The following is a 17990-nucleotide window of genomic DNA, read 5'->3' as shown; positions in this document are numbered from 1 at the left end:
GCACGGCTCAAAACCATACCGCGCACACCTCGTCAACGTCATGACAAAACGCGCCGTAATAGCGGCGGCGTAAAGCGCAGCCGACTACAAATGCACCGGCCCCAGAGTTTGCAGTCGCAAACTCTGGTCACAAAATTTCATCTGAAATTTTGGACGCGCGACCACGTTGGTTTGCCACTCGTAGAAACAAGGAAACCCTGCCCAACGGGCAGGGTTTCGACATGTTCAGTTGAGACGGCTCACTTGTTGGGCAGCGGGCCGATCATCATGATCATCTGGCGGCCCTCCATCTTGGGCATGTTCTCGACCTTGCCCAGTTCCTTGATGTCCTCGGCCACGCGTTCGAGCAGCTCCCGGCCAAGGTTCTGGTGCGCCAGTTCGCGGCCGCGGAACCGCAGCGTGATCTTCACCTTGTCCCCGTTTTCCAGGAACTTGGCGACGCTTTTCATCTTTACATCGTAATCATGCGTATCGGTGCCGGGACGGAACTTGATCTCCTTCACCTCGATGATCTTTTGCTTCTTGCGGGCTTCGCTCTCGCGTTTCTGCTGTTCGTACTTGTACTTGCCGTAGTCCATGATCTTGCAGACCGGCGGCGTCGCGTTCGGCGAGATCTCGACAAGGTCGAGACCGGCTTCTTCGGCCATGGCCATGGCTTTGGCGGGGTGTACCACCCCCACATTTTCTCCATCCGCGCCAATCAGACGAATTTCAGGGGCGCGGATCTTGTCGTTGATGCGCGGGCCGGTGTCGCGTTGCGGCGGCGCATTATGCGGTCTGCGGGCTATGGGAACATTCCTTTGTTGTTAGCAGAAATTCGAGGCTGGAAAATAGACTGGCCTGCACAGTCTTTCAAGCGGCTTCCACCAAGGAACCCGGGAAAACAGCCCATCAATCGGAACCGGGCCCGTGGCCCGGTCCCCGGGTCACCCGACAAAGGCTTTTTCGATCACGAACTCGCGCGGGTCGGAATTGGCGCCTTCGGTCAGGCCGAACTCTTCGAGGATCGCCTTGATGTCATGGTTAAAGGCCAGGCTGCCGCAGACCATCGCCCGGTCGGTTTCCGGCTTGATTCCACCCTCGATTCCGAGATCGGCGAATACAGTGCCGTCCTTGAGCAGTTCGGTGATGCGGCCCATGCGCGGGCTCTGTTCTCGGGTGGTGGTGGGGTAATAGCGGATCTTGTCGGCAAAGCCCTCGCCCATCAGCTCGGCCAGAAGCTCGTCCTGGCGGATCTCCTCGATCAGCTGGCGGCCGTATTCCAGTTCCGCCACCTCGCGGCAGGTATGGGTGATGATGACCTCGTCGTAATCCTCATAGGTCTGCGGCTCGCGCAGCAGCGAGGCAAAGGGGGCAAAGCCGGTGCCGGTGGCAAAGAACCAGATGCGCTTGCCGGGCAACAGCGCGTCATGCACCAGTGTACCAACGGGCTTGGGCCGCAGGATGATCTGGTCGCCGGGCTGGATGTGCTGAAGCTTCGAGGTCAGCGGGCCGTCCTGCACCTTGATCGAGTAGAATTCCAGCTCCTCGTCCCAGGCGGGCGAGGCGATGGAATAGGCGCGCAAAAGCGGCTTTCCGTTGTCCCCCAGAAGGCCGATCATCACGAACTCGCCCGAACGGAACCGCAAGCTGGCGGGGCGCGTGACACGGAACGAGAACAGCCGGTCGGTCCAGTGTTTCACTTGCGTTACGGTCTGGGCGTCGGGCAGGGTGGGGGCCTTGATGGCGGCGGCTTCGGTCACGGGTCTCATCTCGGTCATTGTTACGTCACCGGTGCGGTAATCCGGCGCCTCTCTCTAGTCTTTGACATACATCATGAAAAGGGGATTGTCTCCCCTTTTTGTTAGTACACGAATGAAGTGGGGTAATCAGCCGCGCAGCCGGGCCTGATAGTCGTGCGCCTGCCAGTCGGCGCGGGCCTGCCACTGTTCCTCGGGCTGGCGCGCGGCCAGGGCCGCGTCGATCTCGACCTCGTCAAATCCGGCGCGGCGGGCCATGGCGTATTGGTCGGCCAGCACATGGCCCTTGGCCCGCAGCCGACCGGTATAGCCGTGCAGGCGCAGGGTGCGCGCGATGGTGAACCCGCGCCCGTCGGCGAAGGACGGGAAGTCCACCCGCACCATGCGCACCCGTGCCAGCCGCGCGGCAAGTGCGTCGGGGTCGGCATCGGCGGGCACGTCCAGCGCCACCACATCATTGGCCACATCGCCCAGTGCGGTGAATCCGTCGGTCCAGTCGTCGGGCTGAAAGCCCTGGTCGGTCACGAGTACAGTCATGTCTTTTCTCCGCTGCGGACCATCTTTCCGTCGATGAAATGGATGCCGCATTCTTCCTTGGTCTGGTTGCGCCAGCGTCCGGCGCGCGGGTCTTCTCCGGGCGCCACCGGCGAGGTGCAGGGCGCGCAGCCGATCGAGGGGTATCCCTGTGCCACCAGCGGATGCCGGGGCAGGCGGTTTTCCTCCATATAGGCGCGCACGTCTTCGGGTGCCCAATGGGCCAGCGGGTTGACCTTGATCCGGCCGGTGCCGTCCTCGACCTCGAAGAAGTCGAGCGCGGCGCGGGTGCCCGCCTGGAACCGCTTGCGCCCGGTGATCCAGCCGTCATAACCCGCCAGCGCCCGTTGCAGAGGGATCGTCTTGCGCAGGGTGCAGCAGGCATCGGTGTCGCGCAGGCGCAACGCGCCATAGGGGTCATCGCGGGCCACGTCATCGGCATCGGCGCGGATCACATGGACATTGCGCAGCCCCAGCCGTTCGCTGACTTCCTGTTGATAAACAAGGGTTTCCGCGAATAACATCTGAGTGTCGATGAACAATACCGGCACCTGCCGGTCGATCACCGCCGCCATGTGCAGCAGAACCACCGATTCCGCGCCAAAGCTGGACACCAGCGCGATATTGCCCGCCTCGCGCAGCGCCCCGTGCATGACATCGGTGGCGCTGTGATGCTTGTAGCGGGCGTTGAGCGCCGCGACCTTCTGCGTCAGAACGCTCCGGTCGCGGCCCAGTTCGGTCTGGATCTCGTCAAGCGGCATCGGCGCGGGCCTCGGGATACAGCGCCGCCTTGAACGGCGCCATGCCAACCCTGCGATAGGTGTCGATAAAGCTCTCCTCGCGGTCAAGCCTTTGATCCAGATAGGTTTCCACGATCCGCTCGATGGCGGGCACGATCTGGTCATAGGCAAAGCCGGGGCCGGTCCGCTCGCCGATGGCGGCGGTTTCGGTGGCGTCGCCGCCGAGCGTGATCTGGTAGTTCTCGACACCTGCACGGTCGAGGCCCAGGATCCCGATATGGCCCACATGGTGGTGGCCGCAGGCGTTGATGCAGCCCGAGATCTTGATCTTGAGCGCGCCGATCTCATGCTCCAACTTCAGCTCTTCGAACCGGGTCGCAATCTCCTGCGCCACGGGGATCGAGCGGGCCGTCGCCAGGGCGCAGTAATCCATCCCGGGGCAGGCAATGATATCGCTGATAAGTCCGATATTTGCGGTGCTTAGGCCGTTTTCCTGAAGTGCCTTGAAGATCGCATGCAGATGCGCGCGCGGCACATGCGGCAGGATCACGTTCTGTTCGTGGCTGATGCGCAGCTCGTCATAAGCATAGCGCTCGGCCAGATCCGCCATCACCCGCATCTGCTCCGCCGTGGCGTCGCCCGGCGTGGCGCCATGCGCCTTGAGCGAGATGGTGACGATGGCGTGGTCCTCGCGCTTGTGCGCGGCGATGTTGGTATCGACCCAGGAGCGGAAGATATTGTCCGTTTTGTACGCCTCTTCGAAGCCGGATTGACCGTTTTGTACAAACTCCGGCGGTGCGAAATGTGCCTTGATCCGGTCCAGCAGCGCCATGTCGGCACCCTTGAACTGGCCACGCACCTTGATGAACCGTTCGTTGACCTTGGCCCGGATCGCGTCGATGCCATGTTCGAAAACGGTGATCTTGATCCGCGCCTTGTACTTGTTGTCGCGCCGCCCGATCTGGTTCCAGACCGAGACCGTTGCTTCGAGATAGGCAAGCAGATCGTCGAAGGCGACAAAGGGGCTCAGCTCCTGTCCGATCATCGGCGTGCGGCCCAGGCCGCCACCGACGATGACGCGGGCGCCCAGCACGCCGTCGCGCGTCACCAGTTGCAGGCCGATGTCATGCGCCTTGATCACCGCGCGGTCATTGGCCGACCCGGTGATAGCGATCTTGAACTTGCGCGGCATGAACTGGAACTCGGGGTGGTCGGTCGACCATTGCCGCAGCAGTTCGGCATAGGGCCGGGGGTCGGCCACCTCGTCGGCGGCGGCCCCGGCGAAATGGTCGGCGGTCACGTTGCGGATGGTGTTGCCGCTGGTCTGGATCGCATGCAGCCCGACCTCGGCCAGCGCGTCGAGCATGTCGGGCACGTCGCTGAGCTTGGGCCAGTTGTACTGGATGTTCTGGCGGGTGGTGAAATGGCCGTATCCCTTGTCCCAGGTCTCGGCCAGATAGGCCAGTTTGCGCATCTGGGCGCTGTTCAGCGTGCCATAGGGGATCGCCACCCGCAGCATGTAGGCGTGCAGTTGCAGGTAGAGCCCGTTCATCAGGCGCAGCGGCTTGAACTCGTCCTCGGTCAGCGAACCGTCGATGCGGCGCTCAACCTGGGCGCGGAACTGGGCGTTGCGCGCGGCGAGAAAGGCGGTGTCGAATTCGGAGTAGCGATACATGTCTGGCTGTCCTTGGTGCAGCCCCGGAACCGGGGCCTTTAGAGGGGTGGGACTGGTGCTCAGGCCCGGGGCTGCGGAGAGGTTTCCTGTTTGCCATGGGCGTAATTCGACGGCCCGGTGCGGCGGAAATCCTCTCGGAAATGAACCGGCTCGGGCCCGTTCGGGCCGGGCCGGACGTCGGCCAGGTAGGCGCCGACCACTTTCGACACCTGCCGCGCGGCGTCGAGCAGACGCAGCTGGGCATGCGCCTCGTCGGTGATCAGCTCGGCCTCGGTCAGATCGCGCGACCAGCGGTCATCTGCGGTCTGATAGATCACGTCGCCTTCGATCAGGTCATTGGCGGTGACCACCTTGGGTGTGAATGCGCGGGCCATCGGTTTCGCTCCTGTTTGACTTGGGTCTCAATATAGGGAATATTTCCCAATCAAAGCCAGATGGCGGAGCAAATAAGGAAACTTGTTCTGCTGTATCTGCGGAAGAGAACATCTGTTTCGAACTGGAAGGAAAACAGGAATGTCGGTGCGCATCGATGAAACCGATCGGAAAATTCTGGTGGAGCTGCAACGCGACGCCAGCCAGTCGCTGGACGATATCGCCAGCCGGGTGGGCAGTTCCAAGACGCCGGTCTGGAATCGAATCCGCAAGCTGAAATCGGCCGGGGTGATCGGCCAGCAGACGGTGATTCTGGACCCCGAGGCGCTGGGGTTCGAGGCCTGTTTCTTTGTCCTGATCCGCACGTCGGAGCACGAGGCGGAATGGCAGCGCGATTTCCTCAAGGCGTTGCAGGGCCGCCCCGAGGTGCAGGAGGCGCACCGGCTGGCGGGCGATATCGATTACATCCTGAAAGTGCGGGTGAAGAACGCGCGCGCCTATGACGCCTTCTATCAGGCTCTGATTTCAGAGGTGCGGGTGCATAACGTGACAGCCCTGTTGTCAATGGAGGAGATCAAGTCGACAACCATGCTGCCACTATAGGCGGGTTGGGGGGCGCTGCCCCCCGTCGCCTGCGGCGCCTCCCCCCGGAGTATTTCAGGCGAAATGAAGGGGCGGGTCAGGCGGGATGGACGCGGAGCGCGCTGAGCCCGTGGAAGTGGTAACTGTTTGAGAAGGCCGGCGGTTCGGCCAGGCACAGATGCGGGCAGCGGTCGAACAGGATCGGCAGGGCGAGGCGCATTTCCAGCCGCGCGAGCGGCGCGCCGACGCAGAAATGCAGCCCGCCGCCAAAGCTGGTGTTGGTCTGGATCGGGCGGGCCGGGTCGAACCGGTCGGGATCGGGCCAGAGCGCCGGATCACGGTTGGCGGCCCCGAGCAGCAGCGCCACCTGATCGCCGCGGCGAAAGATATGGCCCGCGATCTCGGCCTCGGCATAGGCGTAGCGGGTGAACATATGCAGGGGCGGGTCGAAGCGCAACAGTTCCTCGATGGTGGCGTCGATACGGGCGGGGGCCAGCCATTCGGGCCCGGTGCCGGTGGCGAGCAGCGTGCGAATGCCGTTGCCGAGCGCATGCACCGTGGCCTCGTGCCCGGCGTTCAGGAGCAGGATGCAGGTGGCGATCAGCTCGTCGGGGGACAGCCGTTCGCCCTGTTCCTCGGCCGCGATCAGCTGGGTGATGAGATCGTCGCCCGGGGTGCGGCGGCGGCTGTCGATATAGCCGCGCAGGAAGGCAGAGAATTCGGCGCTGGCGTGGGCGGCGGCCTCTTCGGTGACGCGCGAGCGGCCGGCCTGGTACATCGCCACCATCGCGTGCGACCAGTCCAGAAGCCGCAGTGCCATCGTCTCGGGCACGCCCAGCAGGCGGCAGATGGTGATCACCGGCACCTGGGTGCAATAGGCGCTGAGCAGGTCGACCTCGCCCGCTGGGAAATCGTCGATCAGGCGGTGGCAGAGCGCCTCGATCCCCGGGGCCAGATCGGCGATGGCGCGCGAGGTGAAGGCGCGCATCACCAGCGCGCGCAGCCGGGTGTGGCGGGGCGGTTCTGCCTCGAGCAGCGAGTGGCGTTCGACCATCAGCCAGGGGGCGAGGTGATCGGGGCCGGTGAGCGGGGTCAGCGGCTCGCGCCCGAAGCGGCGGTCGCGCAAGAGTGCGGCCACGCTGGCATGGTCAAAGGCCGCGACCATGCCGTACTCGGCCCAGAGATACAGCGGCCCCGCCGCGCGGGCGCGGGCGTAGAACGGATAGGGGTTCTGGACAAAATCCGGGTCGGTGGGGGACTGGTGCAGGGTCTTCATGGCACTGCACCCTTGCCTTGGCCGCGCGCGGATGCAAGACCCTAGGATATGCGGCGCTGGTGGATCATCCTCGGCTTTCTGGCGGCGGTCGGCCTGATGGCGACCGGCGTCTGGTCCTATGGGCTGCGCCAGGCGCTGGGGCAGCTGTCGCAGCGGGCCGAGGCCGATCTGGAGCTGGCCACCGACCGGCTGACCGCGCAGTTGCAGCGATACCAGGAAACCGCCGTTCTCCTGGCCGATCACCCCGCGCTGGACGATCTGGGCACCAGAGAGGGACAGCGGCGGGCACAGGCGCTGTTTCTGGATATCGCGGACAAGACATCGGCGCTGGAGATCCTCTATGCCGATACCCGCGGGGCGGTGCGGGTCTCGGCGCGCGGCACGTCGTTTGGGGATGTGTCGCAGACCGGGTATTTCCGGCGCGCCCTGCATGGGGCGCTGGGCAGTGAACACGGGGTCCAGCATCCGCTGGACCAGCGCGCCTTTTACTATGCCGCGCCCGCATTCGGCCCCGATGGCAAGGTGCGCGGCGCAATGATCGTGGCGGTGGATATCGCGCATCTGGAATGGGATTGGCGTGGCAATACGCCTGCGGTGTTCTTTACCGATGCCTCCGGCGTGGTCTTTATCTCGAACCGAAGCGAGCTGTTGTGGTGGACCCGCCCGGCGGGCCAGCCGGGGCTGGTCCCGGCCAAGGGGCCGTCGCGGCCATTCCAGGCGCGCTGGGTGGCCGGGCACGAGATCTGGCGTCTGGACTGGGGGCCTTACCTGCCCAAGCGGGCGCTGCACCTGTCGCGGGCGCTGCCGGTGATCGGCATGACCGGCGAGGTCGTGGTCGATATCGCCCCGGCGCAGCGGATCGCCTGGTTGCAGGCGGCGGCGGTGGCGGCGATCTGCCTGGCCTTTGGCGCCATGCTCTATCTCGCGACCGAGCGCCGCCGCACCCTGGCCGAGGCCAATCAGGTGCTGGAAAGCCGGGTGGCGCAGCGGACTCGGGCGCTGACGGCGGCCAACAGCGCACTGCGCCGCGAGGTGGCCGAGCGGCAGGAGGCGGAGGCGGCGCTGAAACGGGCGCAGGCCGAGCTGGTACAGGCCGGCAAGCTGAGCGCGCTGGGGCAGATGTCGGCGGGGATCAGCCACGAGCTGAACCAGCCGCTGATGGCGATCCGCCAGTTCGCCGACAATGGCGCGGCCTTCCTGTCGCGCGGGCGTCAGGACAAGGCGGGCGAGAACCTGACGCGGATCTCAGACATGGCTGCACGGATGGCGCGGATCATCAAGAACCTGCGCGCCTTTGCCCGCAACGAGAGCGAACCGATGAACCGGGTCGATCTGGCCCAGGTGATCGCAACGGCGATCGAGCTGACCGAAACCCGGATCGCGGCGGACGGGATCACCATGGACTGGCAACCGCCCGAAAGCCCGGCGCTGGCCTGGGGCGGCGAGGTGCGGCTGGTACAGGTGTTCGTCAACCTGATCACCAATGCCGCCGACGCCATGACGGCAACCCGGGATCGGCGCATCCGTATCCGGGTGGTCGAGGGCGCGCGCCTGATGGTCACCGTATCCGATAGCGGGCCGGGCATCGCCGACCCCGAGAAGATTTTCGAGCCCTTCTATTCCACCAAGGCGGTGGGCAGTTCCGAGGGGATGGGGCTGGGCCTGTCGATCTCTTACGGGCTGGTGCAGAGCTTTGGCGGCAATATCCGGGGCGAGAACACGGGCGAGGGCGCGACCTTCACCGTGGAACTGGAACGTTACAGAGAGGATGAGGCGGCATGATCCGCAAGGTTCTGTTGGTCGATGACGATGCCGCCGTGCGCGAGGCGCTGAGCCAGACGCTGGAACTGGCCGAGTACGAGGCGGTGACGGCGGGATCCTTCGTGGCGGCCAAGGACCATATCACGCCCCGGTTCGAGGGCGTCATCGTGTCCGACATCCGGATGCCCGGGCGGGACGGGTTTCACCTCTTGAACTACGCTCGCGAGACTGACCCGGAACTGCCGGTGATCCTGTTGACCGGCGAGGGCGACATCCCGATGGCGGTCAAGGCGATGGGCGAGGGGGCCTATGATTTCCTGGAAAAACCCTGTGCCGCCGCCGATCTGCTGGCGGTGATCGGGCGCGGCATCGGGGCGCGGGCGCAGGTGCTGGAGACCCGCGCGCTGAAACGGCAGCTGGAACGCGGTGATCCGGCGGCGCGGCTGCTCTTCGGCAGCTCGCCACAATCCGAGGCGCTGCGCGAGCGGGTGCGTACGGTGGCCCCGACGCTGGCCGAGGTGCTGGTGACCGGACCTGCGGGCAGTGGCATCTCCAAGGTGGCCGAGGTCATTCACCTGATGTCGCCGCGCGCGCAGGGGCCGTTCCTGAAACGGCCCGCCGCGGGACTGGACGCGGCCGAGTTCACACGCCTGTGCAAGGACGCGGCCGAGGGCTCGGTGTTCCTGGATGAGGTCTCGGCCCTGTCGCAGGCCACCCAATACGCGGCGCTGGAGCAAATCGAGCAGGGCAGGGGCGTGCGGCTCTTGGCGGGCACCACCGCCGATCTGGCCGCGCTGGTCGAGCAAGAGCGGTTCAACGCCGATCTGTTCTATCGCCTCGAAGGGATGCGGGTGCGAATCCCCTCGCTGGCCGAGCGGCCCGAGGATATCCCGGTGATCTTCCGCCACTATGTGGTGCAGGCGGCGGAGCAGGCGGGCATCCCGGTGCCCGAGGTCACGCCCGATTTCCTGGCGGCGCTGATGGCGCAAAGCTGGCCGGGTAATGCGCGTTCGCTGATGTCGGCGGCTATGCGGTTCGTTCTGGGTATGCCCGAAGAGGTGGCCGAGGCCGCCGAACTGGGGCTGAGCGAGCAGATGGCGCGGGTCGAACGCTCGCTTCTGATCGCGGCGCTGGGGCGGCATAACGGTCATGCCTCGGAGGCGGCGCAGGCGCTGAAACTGCCGCGAAAGACGTTTTACGACAAGCTCGCCCGCTATGGCATCAAGCCCGAGACCTACCGGCGCTGACGGATCGGGCTGGGGCGTGCCGAAGAACATTCGACGAATTTTCTTCGGTGCCGACTCACTGAGCCCACGCGATTCGCGCTGCTTGTGCGGATTTCCGCACAGGGCCTGATCGGGCTGTGCGGAATTCCGCACAGGCGCGCGACCGGACTTGATGAGTCCCTGGCTGATCTTTCCTCAAATATTTGAAATTATGACATAAAATACCCTCTGCGGTCCCGGTGTGACTATCTGTTGAGTGCGGCGTCGCGAATCGCTTCACTGCCCACCATGCGGCTTCTTGAGGAAGGAGCCCAGAGGAGCATCACCAAGAATTTCGGGAGGAGACCGATATGAAATTCCTGACCACCGCTGCAACCGCGCTGGCGCTGAGTGTGACCGCAGGGGCCGCCCTGGCCAGCTGCGAAGAGGGCGAGATCGTCGTCAAGTTCGCGCATGTGACCAACACCGACAAGCACCCCAAGGGTATCGCCGCCTCGCTGCTGGCCGAGCGGGTGAATGCCGAGATGAACGGCACGATGTGCGTCGAGATCTATCCGAACTCCACGCTTTACAACGATGACCAAGTGCTTGAAGCGATGTTGCAGGGCAACGTCCAGTTGGCCGCGCCCTCGCTGTCCAAGTTCGAGACCTTCACCAAGCAGTTCCAGATTTTCGACCTGCCCTTCATGTTCAAGGACATCGCGGCGGTCGACGCTTTCCAGAAATCGGAAACCGGTCAGGCGATGAAGGAATCGATGGTGCGCCGCGGCCTGCTGGGCCTCGAATTCTGGCACAACGGCATGAAGCAGATGTCGGCCAAAAAGCCGCTGATGACGCCGGATGATGCCAAGGGTCTGAAATTCCGCGTGCAGCCGTCCGACGTGATCGTGGCACAGATGGAAGCACTGGGCGCCAGCCCGCAGCCGATGGCCTTCTCCGAGGTCTATGGCGCGCTCCAGACCGGCGTTGTCGACGGTCAGGAAAACACCTGGTCCAACATCTACGGCCAGAAGTTCTTTGAGGTGCAGGACGGCATCACCGAGACCAACCATGGCATCATCGACTATCTCGTGGTGACCTCGGTCGACTGGATGGACAGCCTGGATCCGGCGGTGCGCGAGCAGTTCACCACCATCCTGAGCGAGGTGACCGACGCGCGGAACGCCGCCGTGGGCGACGTCGACGCCGCCGCCCGCCAGTCGGTGCTGGATGCTGGCGGCGTGATCCGCGAACTGACGCCGGAACAGCGCCAGATGTGGGTCGATGCGATGAAACCGGTCTGGCAGAAGTTCGAGGACGGTATCGGCGCCGACAACATCGCCAAGGCGCAAGAGTTCAACAACGCCAGCTAATGCCTGGCAGGGCGGCCTGGGTCCCGGGCCGCCCGTTCCCTGTCCCTACGGACATCATCCCATCTTTCGGAGAATGATCATGTCTCGTCCGTCGCATGACGTGACCGGCCAGTCGGAGTCCGCCTTCGGTCGCGTGATAAACAATATCGAGGAGACCGCCATCGCCGTCATCCTCGGCCTGATGACCCTGCTCACCTTCATCAACGTGGTTCTGCGCTATGTCTTCAACAGCTCGCTGATCTGGGGGCTCGAAGTGGTGCTGATCCTGTTCGCCTGGCTGGTGATCTTCGGGGTCAGCTACTGTGTGAAGGTGACGGCCCATCTGGGGGTCGACGTGGTCATCAACCTGCTCAATCCCGGCGGCCGCAAGATGATGGCGCTGGTATCGGGCCTGTGCTGCATCCTCTATGGCATCATGCTGTTCAAGGGGTCGTGGGACTATTGGGCGCCCTTTGCCGCGCTGCAACCGACCGAGGGCCGCTGGTTCCCGCTGGGCTTTACCGAAGGGGTGCGCGACCGGGCCTTCTATGTCACCGACCAGGTGCCGATGCTCGAGATCTTCCGCTGGCTGGAACCGCTGATCAACTACGGCGAAGAATACGAGAAACTGCCGCGGGTGATCCCCTATTTCATCCTGCCGGCCGGCTCGGCGCTGCTGCTGTTCCGCTTTGTGCAGGCCACGCTGGGCGTGCTGCGCGGTTCCCGCGAAAGCCTGATCGTGAGCCACGAGGCCGAAGACGCGGTGGCCGAAGCCGCCGCCCTGAACAAGGACTGATCCGATGGATGTCGTCATTCTTTTCACGATGGTCGTGGGCTTTCTGCTGATCGGCGTGCCGATCGCGGTGTCGCTGGGCCTCAGCTCGATCATCTTCCTGCTGGCCTTCTCGGACACCTCGCTGGCCTCGATCGCACAGAGCTTTTACCAGGCGATGGCAGGACACTACACGCTCTTGGCCATTCCGTTCTTCATCCTGGCCTCCAGCTTCATGTCCACCGGGGGCGTGGCCAAGCGGATCATCCGCTTCTCCATCGCCTGCGTCGGCCACCTGCGCGGCGGTCTGGCGATTGCGGGCGTCTTTGCCTGCATGCTGTTTGCGGCGCTGTCGGGCTCGTCGCCCGCGACCGTGGTCGCCATCGGCACCATCGTCATCGCGGCGATGCGGCAGGCGGGTTATACCCGCGATTTCGCCGCTGGCGTGATCTGTAACGCCGGTACCCTGGGCATCCTGATCCCGCCGTCCATCGTGATGGTGGTCTATGCCTCCGCCACCGATGTCAGCGTCGGCCGGATGTTCCTGGCGGGCGTCATACCGGGTATCCTGGCGGGTCTCATGCTGATGATCACCATCTACGTGATGGCGGTCATGCGCGGCATGCCCAAGGGCGAGTGGCAGGGCTGGGGCGAAGTTGGCGCCTCGTTCCGCGACGCGTTCTGGGGGCTGATGCTGATCGTGATCATCATGGTCGGGATTTACGGCATCCCGGGGATCACGGGGGCGATCTTTACCCCGACCGAAGCGGCGGCGGTGGCGTCGATCTATGCCTTCATCATCGCCATGTTCGTCTATCGCGACATCGGTCCGCTGCGTCCCCGCGAGGCGCGCAGCCTTTCGGCGGCCGCCGTCACCGACGGCTCGGTCGAACCGCGGCCCCTGTCGCTGTTGGACAAGCCGCAAGCGTTGATCACCGCGTTCTTTCACCGCGACACCCGCGACACGCTGTTCGATGCGGGCAAGCTGACCATCACGCTGATGTTCATCATCGCCAACGCGCTGATCCTCAAGCATGTGCTGACCGACGAGCAGATCCCGCAGCATATCGCAGGCGCGATGCTGGATGCGGGCTTTGGTCCGGTGATGTTCCTGGTGATCGTCAACGTGATCCTGCTGATCGGCGGTCAGTTCATGGAACCCTCGGGCCTCATCGTGATCGTGGCGCCGCTGGTGTTCCCGATCGCCATCGAACTGGGCATCGACCCGATCCACCTGGGCATCATCATGGTGGTGAACATGGAGATCGGCATGATCACGCCGCCGGTCGGTCTGAACCTGTTCGTGACCTCTGGTGTGGCCGGTATGCCGATGATGTCGGTGGTGCGCGCGGCGCTGCCCTTCCTGGCGGTCCTCTTCGTCTTCTTGATCATGGTGACGTATATTCCGCCGCTCTCGACTTTCCTGCCCAATTCGCTGATGGGGCCGGAGATCATCATCAAGTAGCGGTCGGATCAGACAAAAGAGAACGCCGGGCAGGTTCCCCTGCCCGGCGTTTTTGTTTCTGTCCCGATGCCTTTCTGTTCGTCGGTTCAGCCCTCGGGTCGTGGCGGAACGCGCCGCTTCTGGAATCCGGTCTTGGACTGTTCGAACCCGGCATCCTGATAGAACCGCAAAACCTCGGGCCGGTGCGAGCCTGTCATCAGCATGAGCTTGTAGCAGCCCGCCTCCCAGGCTGCCTCGGCAGCATGATCGAGCAACCGTCGGCCAAACCCGTGTTGCCTGAAATCGGTATGGGTCACCACATTCTCGATCAGCCCATAAGGGTTGCCGCCTCGCGTCAGGTTGGGAATGACGATCAGGGTACAGGATGCAACCAGAGTACCCGCGACCTCTCCGACGAAAACACCGCTGCCTTCGTAGCGGCTCAGTTGCTTCAGGATGCCCCGCGCCACATCCGGCGCGGGCGGCGGCGCATCCTCGGGGTTGAGGTGCCGGTAGAGGTCGAAGAGTTGCGGCAGGTCCTGATCCGAGGCCTGCCGGACCGCAAGCGTTGGTGATGTCATATGTACATGATCCCGGACCTGCCCGGCGCGGGCAAGCGGCAAAGCGGCGGTGTCAGCCGGCCGCCAGTTCCAGCGCCTTGACGATGGGCGAGAAATCGGCGGCACTCAGGCTGGCGCCGCCCACCAGCGCGCCATCGACATTGGAAACGGCAAAGATCTCGGCCGCGTTGCCGGGTTTCACCGAGCCGCCATAGAGCAGGCGGATGGCATGACCTGTCTCGGCGCCATAGCGGCCCACCAGTTGGCCGCGCAGCGCGTCATGGACCTCGGCGATCTGTTCCAGCGTCGGCACCTTGCCGGTGCCGATGGCCCAGACCGGCTCATAGGCGACGACGATCTGGTTGCCGGTGATCCCGTCGGGCAACGAGCCTGCAAGCTGGCCGCAGACCACATCCAGCGTCTGGCCCGCCTCGCGCTCGGCCAGCGTCTCGCCGATGCAGACCACGGCGATCAGCCCGGCCTCCAGCGCGGCGCGGGTCTTGGCGCAGACCTGTGCGTCGGTCTCTGCGTGATCGGCGCGGCGTTCGGAATGGCCCAGGATCACGGCGCCGGCACCTGCATCGGCCAGCATCGCGGCGCTGATGTCGCCGGTATGCGCGCCCGAGGCTTCGGCATGGCAATCCTGCCCGCCCAGGGTCACGGCGCTGCCCGAGACCGCCTGAGAGGCGCGCGACAAGAGCGTGGCGGGAGGGCAGATCAGGATATCGACGGTCGGGGCGGGGTGGGCGGCGGCGATGGCGCCAAGCGCGTCCAAAGCGGCGCCGGTGCCGTTCATCTTCCAGTTGCCTGCCGCCAGTTTCCGCCGCATGTCCTGCCTCCTGCCCATCCATTGTTCAAACGTCGCAACCGGATAACACCGGTATGCGGACAAGACAATCTGGCGGGGGCAAAAGGGATCAGGCCTTGCCGAGGCTTTCGTCGAACTTGATCGATTCGCCGCAGCCGCAGGCATCGACCACATTGGGGTTCTTGAACTTGAACCCGGCCTCCAAGAGCGAGACCTCGTAATCGATCTCGGTGCCGAAAAGGAACATCTGCGCCATGGGCGCGATCAGTACCCGGGCGCCATCCTGTTCGACCACCTCGTCATGCGGATCGGCCTGGTCGACATAGTCCATGGTGTATTCCATGCCGGCACAGCCGCCTTTCTTGACGCCGATGCGCAGGCCGGAATGACCGCCCTTTGCCATCAGGCGGGCGATCTGGGCGGCTGCCCTGGGGGTCATCGTCACGGCCTGTTTGCCGGGAATGCCGAACATGGGGGTCTCCGTTGTCGCGCGTTGTCTTTAATCTAGGGCCGGGCAGGGACCGGCTCAAGGGGCTTGGCCGGTGGAAAGGGCCGTTCCTGCAAAGGAACGGCCCGGCCGGAAGGATCGGGGCTGGGGGTCAGCAGTGATCCGGGCCGGGAGTTTTGGGATGGGGGATAGGCCCGGCCGGCGCGGTCAGGCTGACCCAACCTTGTAACGGGCACATGACAGGGGTGAGAACATTTTCCGACAGTCCCGCCCGGATCCGTCACATGAATCCCAGTTCCAGCCGCGCCTCGTCCGACATCATCTCCATGCCCCAGGGCGGATCCCAGGTCATTTCCACGTCGACCGATTTGACGCCGGGCACGGACTCGACCGCCGCGACCACCCATCCGGGCATCTCGCCCGCCACCGGACAGCCCGGCGCGGTCAGCGTCATGATGATGCGAACGTCGCTGTCGGGCGAGATCTCGACGGTGTAAATCAGGCCAAGTTCAAAGATATTGACCGGAATTTCAGGGTCATAGACGGTGCGGCAGGCCTCGACCACCGGGTCATAAAGCGGGTGGTTTACGGTCGAGGGCGCAATCAGCGGCGCGCCTTCCATCGGTTCTGTCGCGTGGGTCATCAGTCTCTCTCGCCGTTTCCTGAGTGTTTATATAGGAAAAACCGAAGGTGGCGTCCAGTGGTGGAGGCGCCGCGTCAGCGCCACAAATGCGCATAGGTGGCAAAAACGCCCTGAAGCTTGCTCAACAGCCGGTTGGCGGCGCCGGGGTGGCGGATATCGCCGGAAGACAGCCGCTCGACTGCCAGTTCGACCGGGCAGGGGCGACCGTTCTGTGGATCCCAGTAGCGGGGATAGTCGATCAGCGCCGCATGCACCAACCCGGCCAGATCGGGTTGCGTCTGGCGGCGCGCGGGCACCGGACCCAGATCGCGCGTCAACCCCCAGCCCGCGTAGAACGGCGCGCCCAGCGTCGTCACCGGCACGCCGCGCAACAGCGCCTCGAACCCCAGAAGCGAGGTCATCGTCCAGACCTCGTTCACATGCGCGAGGAGCGCGGCCGGATCGGCCGCGCGCGCCACCACATCGGCCAGCCCCTCGGCCTCGATCCGGCCGCTGCGCAACCCGGCCTCGACGTCCGGGTGCGGCTTGTAGACGATCACCGCCTGCGGGTTTGCGGCACGGACGGCGCGCAGCAACTCCAGATTGGTGCGCACCTCGCCCGCGCCGGTGCGGATCGAGGCATCGTCTTCGACTTGTCCCGGAACCAGGATGCGGTGCCCGGGCGGCAGGTCGGGCAGGGTGCCGCCCAGGTTGTACTTGCTGACACCCGCCCGGGTCAGGCGGTCGATCAGCCGCTCGGCGCGGCGGCGCTGGTCATCGCGCAGGGTCGCGCGCGCGGCGATCAGGCGTTCCATCCGGCTGGGCCGCGTCGGATCGTAATAGATGCCCAGATCGTCGGTCACCAGCGACAGCGGCGGCACCAGTTCGGCGCCCAGCCCGCGCGAGCGCAGGAACCCGTCCTCGACCCGCACGGCGGGGGTGTCGGGATCGGCCTTGGCGGCCCAGACCATATGCGGGCGCGGATCATCCCGGGCGGGGGTGTCGGTAAAACTCACCTTGCCGTATTGCCCGAACATCCGCCTGAGCGGCCTGCGCTTCCACAGCCGCATGCCGCCGGCGGTCCAGCCGGCGCGGTCCTGCCGCCAGGCCCGCACCTCCGCCTCGAGCGTGTCGAGCACGGTCTCCAGCTCGCACAGGCAATCGCGGTACGGATCGTACCAGGTGGGATAGAGGATCATCGCGGCGGCAAAGAGCTGCGCGCGCGTCAGGCGGCGTTCGCGGCGCGGCACCGGGTGTTCGTCCTGGCTCAGCCCCCAGCCCGCGTAAAAGGGCTGGCCAAAGACACGCGGCTTGTGCCCGGCCAGGATCGCCTCGAACCCCAGTTGCGAGGACAGCGTATAGACCCCCACCGCGCCATCGAGCAGCGCCCAGGGGCTGACAGGCGCATCATAAAGGCTGACCCGCGCGCTGACATCACCCGCACCGTAATAGCCGGGGCGGAACCCGGCGGCGGTTTCGGGATGGGTCTTGATCAGCACCCGCGCACCGGGATGTTCCTCTTGCGCAAAGACCAGCATCTCGCGGAACAGCGCATCCGTGCCGCGGCTGGCGGTGACCGAGGCATCGCCGCGCGTCTGGTCGACAACCAGCACATAGCCCGGTTCGGGTGGCGTCAGGCCGGGGTCGGTGGCTGAGTATTTGCTCAGGTGGCTGTCGCGAATCCGCGCGATGGCATCGCGCGCCCGGTTCAACAGCGCGGTATCGTCCAGCGGGTGGCTCGCCAGCATCTGTTCCAGGTCGCTGGGCGTGGCCGGGTCGAAATGCACACCCGCCCGATCAAGCAGCAGACCCAGGGGCGTCTCGCCCGCCCGGCCGGGAAAGAGCGAGCGCAAAAACGCGTCCTCGACCCGGAGCAGGGGCGCCGCGCGCCGCGCGGCGACCGCAAGCCCGCGATGGGCGGTGGGGCTATTGCCCCAGATGCCGACCAGATCGCCCTCGGCGGGCAGGCCCAGCCGGATGTCGTATCCGGCCAGCGACAGGATGCGGCGCATCCGGGTCTGCGTCAGGAAGCCGCCGTTATAAACGAACAGCCGGGAGCGGTCGCCCCCGGCTGCCCGGTTCATGCCACTGGGCGACATG

At 65.0% G+C, this 17990-nt stretch carries 18 protein-coding genes; 6 read left to right on the top strand and 12 right to left on the bottom strand.

From position 1 onward, the window contains the following. Window positions 1–239: 239 nt before the first annotated feature. The 6 genes from infC to G0P99_RS12195 form a co-directional block, all read right to left on the bottom strand. Window positions 240–788, bottom strand: coding sequence for a translation initiation factor IF-3 (infC, locus tag G0P99_RS12220; RefSeq protein WP_164130162.1), 549 nt, complete (start codon window positions 786–788; stop codon window positions 240–242). Between the two features lie 138 nt (window positions 789–926). Then, the gene (locus tag G0P99_RS12215) at window positions 927–1760 is read right to left on the bottom strand and encodes a ferredoxin--NADP reductase (protein WP_164130155.1); all 834 of its coding nucleotides are present in this window, start codon (window positions 1758–1760) and stop codon (window positions 927–929) included. 108 nt (window positions 1761–1868) lie between these two features. After that, window positions 1869–2276 carry a DUF934 domain-containing protein gene (locus G0P99_RS12210; protein ID WP_164130153.1) on the bottom strand — a complete coding sequence of 136 codons (408 nt, stop codon included), beginning with the start codon at window positions 2274–2276 and terminating at the stop codon, window positions 1869–1871. Then, a complete protein-coding gene (locus G0P99_RS12205) occupies window positions 2273–3034 on the bottom strand; it encodes a phosphoadenylyl-sulfate reductase (RefSeq protein WP_164130150.1) in 762 nt (253 codons plus the stop codon). The genes G0P99_RS12210 and G0P99_RS12205 overlap by 4 nt, the downstream gene beginning before the upstream one ends. Further along, window positions 3024–4688 (bottom strand): nitrite/sulfite reductase, encoded by a 1665-nt coding sequence (locus G0P99_RS12200; protein ID WP_164130149.1) that lies wholly within the window; start codon window positions 4686–4688, stop codon window positions 3024–3026. The genes G0P99_RS12205 and G0P99_RS12200 overlap by 11 nt, the downstream gene beginning before the upstream one ends. 59 nt (window positions 4689–4747) lie before the next feature. Continuing rightward, window positions 4748–5062 carry a DUF2849 domain-containing protein gene (locus tag G0P99_RS12195; RefSeq protein WP_164130147.1) on the bottom strand — a complete coding sequence of 105 codons (315 nt, stop codon included), beginning with the start codon at window positions 5060–5062 and terminating at the stop codon, window positions 4748–4750. 139 nt (window positions 5063–5201) lie between these two features. Here G0P99_RS12195 and G0P99_RS12190 point away from each other — a divergent pair, with 139 nt between their 5' ends. Next, entirely contained in the window at window positions 5202–5663 is a 462-nt protein-coding gene (locus G0P99_RS12190; protein WP_164130145.1) for an Lrp/AsnC family transcriptional regulator, read from the top strand. A gap of 76 nt (window positions 5664–5739) precedes the next feature. Here G0P99_RS12190 and G0P99_RS12185 read toward each other — a convergent pair whose 3' ends face one another. Further along, a complete protein-coding gene (locus G0P99_RS12185; RefSeq protein WP_164130143.1) occupies window positions 5740–6918 on the bottom strand; it encodes a cytochrome P450 in 1179 nt (392 codons plus the stop codon). Between the two features lie 48 nt (window positions 6919–6966). On the opposite strand from G0P99_RS12185, the gene G0P99_RS12180 reads away from it, so the two are divergent. The 5 genes from G0P99_RS12180 (at window position 6967) to G0P99_RS12160 (ending at window position 13473) form a co-directional block, all read left to right on the top strand. Beyond that, entirely contained in the window at window positions 6967–8700 is a 1734-nt protein-coding gene (locus G0P99_RS12180; RefSeq protein ID WP_164130141.1) for an ATP-binding protein, read from the top strand. Next, window positions 8697–9926 (top strand): sigma-54 dependent transcriptional regulator, encoded by a 1230-nt coding sequence (locus G0P99_RS12175; protein WP_164130139.1) that lies wholly within the window; start codon window positions 8697–8699, stop codon window positions 9924–9926. Before G0P99_RS12180 ends, G0P99_RS12175 begins: the two co-directional genes overlap by 4 nt. A gap of 329 nt (window positions 9927–10255) precedes the next feature. Beyond that, a complete protein-coding gene (locus G0P99_RS12170) occupies window positions 10256–11257 on the top strand; it encodes a DctP family TRAP transporter solute-binding subunit (RefSeq protein WP_164130137.1) in 1002 nt (333 codons plus the stop codon). Between the two features lie 79 nt (window positions 11258–11336). Further along, complete coding sequence (locus tag G0P99_RS12165; protein ID WP_164130135.1) at window positions 11337–12032, top strand: TRAP transporter small permease; 696 nt, start codon at window positions 11337–11339, stop codon at window positions 12030–12032. A gap of 4 nt (window positions 12033–12036) precedes the next feature. Beyond that, window positions 12037–13473: a TRAP transporter large permease gene (locus G0P99_RS12160; RefSeq protein WP_164130133.1), complete on the top strand. Its 1437-nt coding sequence runs from the start codon at window positions 12037–12039 to the stop codon at window positions 13471–13473. An 86-nt stretch (window positions 13474–13559) separates the two neighbouring features. Here the strand turns inward: G0P99_RS12160 and G0P99_RS12155 are convergent, their stop codons facing one another. The 5 genes from G0P99_RS12155 to G0P99_RS12135 all read right to left on the bottom strand — a co-directional run bounded on the left by G0P99_RS12155 (window position 13560) and on the right by G0P99_RS12135 (window position 17989). Continuing rightward, window positions 13560–14033, bottom strand: a complete 474-nt coding sequence (locus G0P99_RS12155) for a GNAT family N-acetyltransferase (RefSeq protein WP_164130131.1) — start codon at window positions 14031–14033, stop codon at window positions 13560–13562. 52 nt (window positions 14034–14085) lie between these two features. Further along, window positions 14086–14841, bottom strand: a complete 756-nt coding sequence (tpiA, locus tag G0P99_RS12150) for a triose-phosphate isomerase (protein WP_164130129.1) — start codon at window positions 14839–14841, stop codon at window positions 14086–14088. An 88-nt stretch (window positions 14842–14929) separates the two neighbouring features. After that, window positions 14930–15292, bottom strand: coding sequence for an iron-sulfur cluster assembly accessory protein (locus tag G0P99_RS12145; protein WP_164130127.1), 363 nt, complete (start codon window positions 15290–15292; stop codon window positions 14930–14932). 256 nt (window positions 15293–15548) lie between these two features. Continuing rightward, window positions 15549–15911, bottom strand: a complete 363-nt coding sequence (locus G0P99_RS12140) for an SUF system Fe-S cluster assembly protein (RefSeq protein ID WP_164130124.1) — start codon at window positions 15909–15911, stop codon at window positions 15549–15551. 74 nt (window positions 15912–15985) lie between these two features. Beyond that, window positions 15986–17989: a capsular polysaccharide biosynthesis protein gene (locus G0P99_RS12135; protein WP_164130122.1), complete on the bottom strand. Its 2004-nt coding sequence runs from the start codon at window positions 17987–17989 to the stop codon at window positions 15986–15988. Between the last annotated feature and the right edge of the window lies 1 nt (window position 17990).

The sequence above is a fragment of the Ruegeria sp. PrR005 genome, assembly GCF_010500245.1.
Classification (GTDB): domain Bacteria; phylum Pseudomonadota; class Alphaproteobacteria; order Rhodobacterales; family Rhodobacteraceae; genus Ruegeria_B; species Ruegeria_B marisflavi.
The sequence above is the reverse complement of the archived record's forward strand: the minus strand, read 5'-3'. Positions and strand labels throughout refer to the sequence as shown.